We start from the raw sequence: 6925 nt of genomic DNA, 5'->3' as shown, positions 1-6925 counted from the left end.
GCTCCCGCGCCGCCGTCGGCGCCGACGGCCGGCGAGGTGCGGGGAGCGGGTCGTGACGTGGACGTGGCGGGCGCGGCGGCCGTGGCGGGCGCGGCGTTCTCGTCGCTCCGCGCGGCGTGCCCCTCGTCGTCGGTCCGAGCGTGCACGAGATCGCCGGTCCGTACGTCCTCGGAATCGCCGGTCCGTACGTGCGCGGTCTCGCCGGCGCGTGCGTGCGCGGTGGGGTACGGCTCCGCGGTGTGCTCGCGGGTGGGACCGGCGTCCCCGTCACCGGAGCCGGAGCTGTCGGTTCCGGCTCCGGATCCGGAGCCGGAACCGAGGACCGGGCCGGGGCCGGAGCCGGCGGCGGGCTCGTCGGCGCCCTCCCGCACCACGATCTCGTGCGGGACCAGCACGATCGCGGTGGTGCCGCCGTAGGGCGAGGGGCGCAGGGTGACGGTGATGCCGTGCCGGGTGGCGAGGCGGGCGATCACGAACATGCCGAGCCGCAGGTCGTCGGCGAGCGCCACGACGTCGAACTGGGGCGCCTGGGCGAGCTGCTCGTTGAACGCGGCGTAGTCCTCGTCGGACATGCCCAGACCGCGGTCCTCGATCTCCACGGCGAGCCCCTTGGCGACCGTCGCGGCCCGTACGGTCACGGGGCTGGGCGCGGGCGAGTACGAGGTCGCGTTGTCGATGAGTTCGGCCAGCAGGTGGATGACGTCCGCGACGGCGGGCGGTGCGACGTACACCTCCTCCTCGGTGTCCACCTCCACCCGCTGGTACTGGGCGACCTCGCCGACGGCGCTGCGCAGGATGTCGATGAGGGCCACCGGCCGCGTCCAGGTGCGCCCCGGGCGCTCGCCGCTCATGATGACGAGGTTCTCCTCGTAGCGTCGCAACTGACTGGCCGTGGAGTCGAGCTCGTACAGCCCCTCCAGGAACTGCGGGTCCTGGTGCTGGCGTTCCATCGCGTCCAGCTTGCGGAGCTGCAGGTTGACCAGGTTCTGGCTCTGCCGGGCGATGCCCAGGATGACCTTCTGGAAGCCGCGCCGGGTGTCGGCGAGTTCCACCGCGGTGTGCACGGTCGTGCGCTGCATGGTGTTGAACGCCTGGGCGACCTGGCCTAGTTCGTCGCGGCCGTAGTCCAGCGGCGGGGTGGCGGACTCCACGTCCACCTTCTCGCCCCGGTTGAGGCGGGCGACCACGTCGGGCAGCCGCTCCTCGGCCAGGCCCAGGGTGGCCCGGCGCAGTCCGGTCAGGCGCAGGGACAGGGAGCGGGTGATGCGCCAGGACATCACGACGCACAGCAGCAGGGCGGCGAGGCCGGCGGCGCTCAGCGAGGCGGCGGTGATGAGGAGACCGCGGGCCTCGTCACCGCTCCGCTCCAGCAGGCCCCGCGTCTCCTGCTGGATCAGAGCGGTGTACTGGGGGATGAGCTCGTCCATCGCGGCGTCCCACGGCTCCCGCGCGTCCCGCAGCACGGTGGCGCGGGTGTCGAAGTCCGTGGACCGGGCGTCGAGCACCTGGTTCTCCACCGCTTCCAGGGTCGTCCACTCCGGGCTCTGCAGCATCTCCTCGACCCGCGTCTTCACATCACCACGCAGGCTGGGCAGGAGCTGGTCGTTCAGGACCCAGCGGCGGGCGCTGACCAGGTCCGCGAACTGGTTCCGGGTCACGTCGTCGAGCTCTCCGGACGGCCAGGCGAGGGTCAGCAGGGCGTCTTCCTGGGAGACGAGTTCCGCCGCGTGCTCCAGGATGACCAGCGGCTGTGCCTGCGAGGTGAGGTCGCCGTTGTCGACCTGGGAGAGCTCCTGGAAGGCGTGGATCTGCTCGTCGATGATCGAGGTGTACTGGTCCAGCCCCTGCTGCGGCGTGATGTCCCGGGGGTCGTCGATCTGGTCCCGGTAGTACTCGAGGCTGTCGGCCGCCGCGATGACGGAGTACACCCGCTCACCGATGCGGGCGGGTGCCCCCCGGACGGCGTCCGACTGGCCGACGAGTTTCGCGATCGCCGCGTCGGTGCGCTCCCGGTGCTCGTCGAGGGCGGCCCGGGCGCCGTCGGTCCCGGCCAGCAGGTCGGCCGACAGCCTGCGCTCGCGCTGCAGGGCGATGGCGGCCTCGGTGCCCATGGCGCCGGTCGACTTGCTCAGTCCGGTCTGCTCCCGCAGCCGCAGTCCTTCCGAGAACATCTGGATCGTCGTCACACCCCACATGGCGGTGAGGGTGACGCTGGGGATCAGTGCCAGGAGGATGAGCGAGAGACGTATGGAGCCGAGACGGCGCCGGGCACCTGTCCGTGAGGGCATCGTCGTCCTTGGGCGATCAGTGGGGCGAGAGTGGTCTGTCGGTGAACTCGATGAAGTCGATGAAGTCGATGAAGGGGCGACGTGGTACGACGGGTGCGCAGGATGCTATCCGTACAAGTGATCGCACGCATCGTGAGGTACCCGATAACTCACCGCTACGCATGCGCACTCCCCCGGCACGGCCCGTCCGGCCGGTTCAACGGGTGCCGTTCGCCGCGAACTCCGCGACGTCGTCGGCGTTCTGCTTGGTGACGAAGGCCGGGCCGGTGAGCACCGGGGCCTCGCCGCCGCCACTGACGTTGCCGTTGGTCTCGTAGAGCCAGAGCGCGTCCACGGCGAGGTAGCCCTGCAGGTACGGCTGCTGGTCGACCGCGAACTGCACGTCGCCCTTCCGCACCGCCTCGACCAGCTCCTCGTTGAGGTCGAAGGTGGCGATCTCGGCCTTGCTGCCCGCCTCCTTCACCGACTCGACGGAGGCGAGCGCGAACTGGGCGCCCAGCGTGACGACCTCGTCGACGCCGGGGTCCTGCCGCAGCGCCGCCGCGACGGAGTCGGTGACCGCGTCCATGTCGGTGCCGTCCACGTACAGGTTGCGGGTCTCGCCGGCGAACGCGTTGCGCACCCCGGCGCAGCGGGCCTCCATGGCGACGTTGCCCCGCTCGTGCACGACGCACAGCGCGCGCTCACCCTTGAGGTCGTCCAGCTTGTCGCCGAGGGCGCGGCCCGCGAGGTTCTCGTCCTGGCCGAAGTACTGCAGCAGACCGTGCGAGCGCCAGGAGTCGATGCCGGAGTTGAGGCCGACCACGGGTATGCCGGCCGCCCGGGCCTCGTCCACCGCACCCTTCATCGCCGCCGGCTTGGCCAGGGTCAGCGCGATGCCGTCGACCTTGCCGTCGACCGCCTCGCGCACCAGTTCGGCCTGGCGCGTCGCGTCCGCGTCACTCGCGTACGTCAGCTCGATGCCGTCCTTGGCCGCGGCGGTCTCGGCCCCCTTGCGCACCCGTTCCCAGAAGGCGTCCCCCTCGGCACCGTGCGTGATCATGGCGACCTTGAGCCCGGAACCGTCCGCCCGCCCCGTCGCGCCACCCTCCGAGCCGGAACCGGCACCGTCCGAGTCCGAGCAGCCGGCCGCCAGCAGGCAGACGACGGCCACGGCCGAGACGAGGGCCGTGGCGCGGACGGGTCGGGGAGAGGTGTGGGGCGCGGGGGACGTGTTCATGAGGGTGCGGCACCTCGCTGTGCGGCCGAGTCGGTGAGGGAGGGGAGGGACAGGAAGGAACGATGCGAGCGGGACGAACAGAAGTGATCAAGAAGGGACAGGAAGGGTGAAATCGACGCAGCTACCTGGACAGTGCACGCCAACTTCCGGAAAAGCGCTCGCCGGAGCCAATCGCGTGTGACCTCTGGTAGTCAAGTGAACTGCGGTGAAGACCCGGCCGCTCCGACCCTCCACACCCTCACCCCGACTTCTCGACACGTGTCATCCCGCGACACTCACCCCGCCACATCCATCCGCTGCGTCCCCACCACCGACAGCAGCCGCAGGGCCTCCTCGTCGCGGGAGCCGGGGTCGGCGGTGTAGATGACGACTCGCTGGTCGCGGTCGGCGATGTCCAGCATGTCGCAGTTGACGGTGACCGGGCCGACCAGGGGGTGCCGGAGGGTCTTGCGCAGGGCGATCTCGCCGCTCACGTCGTGCGCGGACCACAGCTGGGCGAATTCGCGACTGCTGTCGAGCAGTTCGGCCACCAGCATGGTCAGCTCGGGATCGTCGGGATAGCGTCCGGCGGCGGCGCGCAGGTGGCGGGTCGCGGTGCGGGTGAACGCGTCCCGGTCCGCCGGGCCGTACGCTCCGTGCCCCTCGGGAACCGGGCCGAGGAAGGCCCGGCGGAGCAGGTTGCGGTCGCGGCGCGACAGGGCGGAGAAGTCGCCCATGAGGGCCGCCGTCAGGGGGTTCCAGGCGATGACCTCGTAGCTCGCGGACATGACGAACGCCGCGGACAGCGGCAGCCGGTGCAGCAGGTCGACGATGCTCTGCCGGACCTCGCGCGGAGGGCCCGCCGGGGACGGGAGCGGCGTGCCGGCGAGGTGGTGCAGATGGCGACGCTCGTCGTCCGACAGGCGCAGCGCACGGGTGATCCCGGTCAGCACCTCGTGGGACGGGTGGGGCGCCCGGGCCTGTTCCAGGCGGGTGTAGTACTCCGTCGAGATGAACGCCAGCTGTGCCACCTCCTCGCGGCGCAGGCCCGGTGTCCGGCGCCGCGGACCGGCCGGGAGCCCCACGTCGGCGGGGGTGATCCGCTCGCGCCGGTCACGCAGGAACACCGCCAGTTGTCGTCTGTCCATACCCCGATTGTGCGTGGGCCGGCGACCGTCATCCAGGTACCGGCGGTGCCTGGATGGGCGGCACGCGGCGGCCGAAGCTCCTTCCATGAACTTCACCACCGAGAACACCGGGAACACCGAGAACACCGGGAACACCGGGAACACCGGGAACACCGAAAGCGACAAGAACACCGAGGTCACCGGTCGCGGTCTCCTGGCCGGCAAGGCCGTCCTCGTCACCGGCGCCGGGCGCGGTATCGGCGCGGCGGCCGCGCGGCTCTTCGCCCGGGAGGGCGCCCGGGTGCTGCTGGCGGCCCGTACGGAGGAGCAGCTGAAGGCCGTGGTCGAGGACGTCCGGCGGGCCGGCGGGACCGCGGAGCACGTGGTGTGCGACCTGGCCGACGCGGACTCCGTCCGGAACGCCGTGGAGCGGGCCGTGGAGCTGTACGGACGGCTCGACGGAGCCCTCAACAACGGCGGGACCGGCGTGCCGCCCGGACCGCTGGACCAGACCGCCGAGGCCGACTTCGACCACGTCTACACGGTCAACCTCAAGGGCGTCTGGCTGGCCATGGCGGCCGAGGTCGCGGCCATCCGGGCCACCGCCCGGGCCGGCGCGATCGTCAACGTCTCCAGTGTCGGCAGCTTCCGGGGCAACCCCGCACTGCCCTCGTACGGTGCCATGAAGCGTGCCGTCAACAGCCTCACCGAGTCGGCCGCCGTCACGTACGGCCCGGAGGGCATCAGGGTCAACGCGGTCGCGCCCGGCACGACGCTCACCGAGATGATCCGCGAGTGGGACGAGCACTCCCCCGGCATCGTCGACCGGCTCAACGCCCGGACGCCACTGCGCCGCGCCGCCGCCCCGGAGGAGATCGCCGAGGCCGCCGCCTGGCTGCTCAGCGACCGCTCCTCGTACGTGACCGGCGCGGTCCTGCCGGTCGACGGCGGTGCGCGGGCCTGACGCGAGCCGACGACACGCACCTTCGCAACCTCGCCGCAACCCCGCCGGATGTCGACTGGCATCGCCGACGACCGCCAGACGGAGGGACACCCGGTGAGCGAGACGACGAACGAGACAGTGCCCCGCGTGGAGCTGACCCGCGAGGCGGCCGGGCTGATCCGGCGGCTGCGCGCCGCGCACGGGCCGCTGATGTTCCACCAGTCCGGTGGCTGCTGTGACGGCAGCGCCCCCATGTGCTACCCGGCGGGCGAGTTCCGGACGGGCGGCTCGGACGTGCTGCTGGCCGAACTGGAGGTCGACGGGGTGGCCGAACCGGTCCCGTTCTGGATGTCGCGGAACCAGTACGCGGCGTGGAGCCACACCCGGCTGACCGTCGACGTGGTGGCGGGACGGGGCAGCGGTTTCTCCCTGGAGGCACCCGAAGGAGTGCGTTTTCTGATCCGTTCCCGCGTCGTCGAGGCCTGACACGCCTCCTTGGCAGCGCTCTCCTGGTGCACTTACCTGAAGTCCCGTAAATGTGACGAGTCATCAGGGGGTCGCCGTGGTGCGTCGTGTCGGGCGGTACAGATCGCTCCTTACCCTCCTCGCGGCCTGGAGCGCGCTGGCCGGTGGCACCCTCGTGGGGGCGTCACCGGCCGGCGCCGTGCCGGGCGCCGCGGAGCTCGCCCCGGGTGTCGGCTACCGCGAGGTGGACGTCCCGGCGGCCTCGGGAGTGGCGCACGCGCATGTGCTGAGCGTCGACCTGCGCGCCCCGGGCGTACGGGCCGGCCTGCTGCACCCCGGGGCGGTGGCCGCCCGGGCGTCCGTGTCACGGCTGGCCGGCGCCGCGGGCGCCGTCGCGGGTGTGAACGGGGACTTCTTCAACATGACCGAGACCCAGCACCCGGGCGTCGAGGCCACGGGCGCGGCGGTCGGACCGGCGATCGCGGACGGACGCCCGCTGAAGGCCGCGGTCCCGAGGGGCCAGCGCTTCGGTCCGGCCCTGCCGCCCGGCACGACCACCCGGGACGTGCTGGGCGTCGGGAAGGACCGTACGGCCCGCCTGGACAGCCTCGCCCTCAAGGGCGCGGTCACCACCGCCCGGGGCACGCTCCCCCTCGGCGGCCTCAACCAGTACGCGCTGCCGGAAGGTTCCGTCGGTGCGTTCACCGCGGACTGGGGCAGCGCCTCCCGGGCGCGCGCCACCTGCGGCACGGACACCGACCGGGGGGCGCCGTGCAGCAAGGACACCCACGAGGTGACGGTCGACGGCGGCCGGGTGGTGTCGGCGGCCGGCACTCCGGGCCGCGGCGCCATCGCCGCCGGCACCACCGTCCTGGTGGGCCGCGAGGCGGGCGCCCGGCGGCTG

At 72.4% G+C, this 6925-nt stretch carries 6 protein-coding genes; 3 read left to right on the top strand and 3 right to left on the bottom strand.

All coding sequences use genetic code 11. The features are described from left to right. The 3 genes from UW392_RS29005 to UW392_RS28995 form a co-directional block, all read right to left on the bottom strand. On the bottom strand, positions 1–2288 hold a 2288-nt coding region (locus tag UW392_RS29005; RefSeq protein WP_320778095.1), incomplete at its 3' end, for a nitrate- and nitrite sensing domain-containing protein. A gap of 196 nt (positions 2289–2484) precedes the next feature. Beyond that, positions 2485–3507: a substrate-binding domain-containing protein gene (locus tag UW392_RS29000; RefSeq protein ID WP_320778094.1), complete on the bottom strand. Its 1023-nt coding sequence runs from the start codon at positions 3505–3507 to the stop codon at positions 2485–2487. Positions 3508–3782: 275 nt separating this feature from the next. Then, entirely contained in the window at positions 3783–4634 is an 852-nt protein-coding gene (locus UW392_RS28995) for a helix-turn-helix transcriptional regulator (protein WP_320778093.1), read from the bottom strand. 85 nt (positions 4635–4719) lie between these two features. On the opposite strand from UW392_RS28995, the gene UW392_RS28990 reads away from it, so the two are divergent. The 3 genes from UW392_RS28990 to UW392_RS28980 form a co-directional block, all read left to right on the top strand. Beyond that, positions 4720–5577: a glucose 1-dehydrogenase gene (locus UW392_RS28990; RefSeq protein WP_320778092.1), complete on the top strand. Its 858-nt coding sequence runs from the start codon at positions 4720–4722 to the stop codon at positions 5575–5577. A 48-nt stretch (positions 5578–5625) separates the two neighbouring features. Beyond that, positions 5626–6042 carry a DUF779 domain-containing protein gene (locus UW392_RS28985; RefSeq protein WP_320778091.1) on the top strand — a complete coding sequence of 139 codons (417 nt, stop codon included), beginning with the start codon at positions 5626–5628 and terminating at the stop codon, positions 6040–6042. Between the two features lie 76 nt (positions 6043–6118). Continuing rightward, positions 6119–6925 (top strand): phosphodiester glycosidase family protein (locus UW392_RS28980; RefSeq protein WP_320778090.1); only part of this gene is annotated, 807 nt, incomplete at its 3' end.

This window comes from Streptomyces sp. CRN 30 (assembly GCF_034105845.1).
This window is presented reverse-complemented; position numbering and strand designations above follow the sequence as displayed.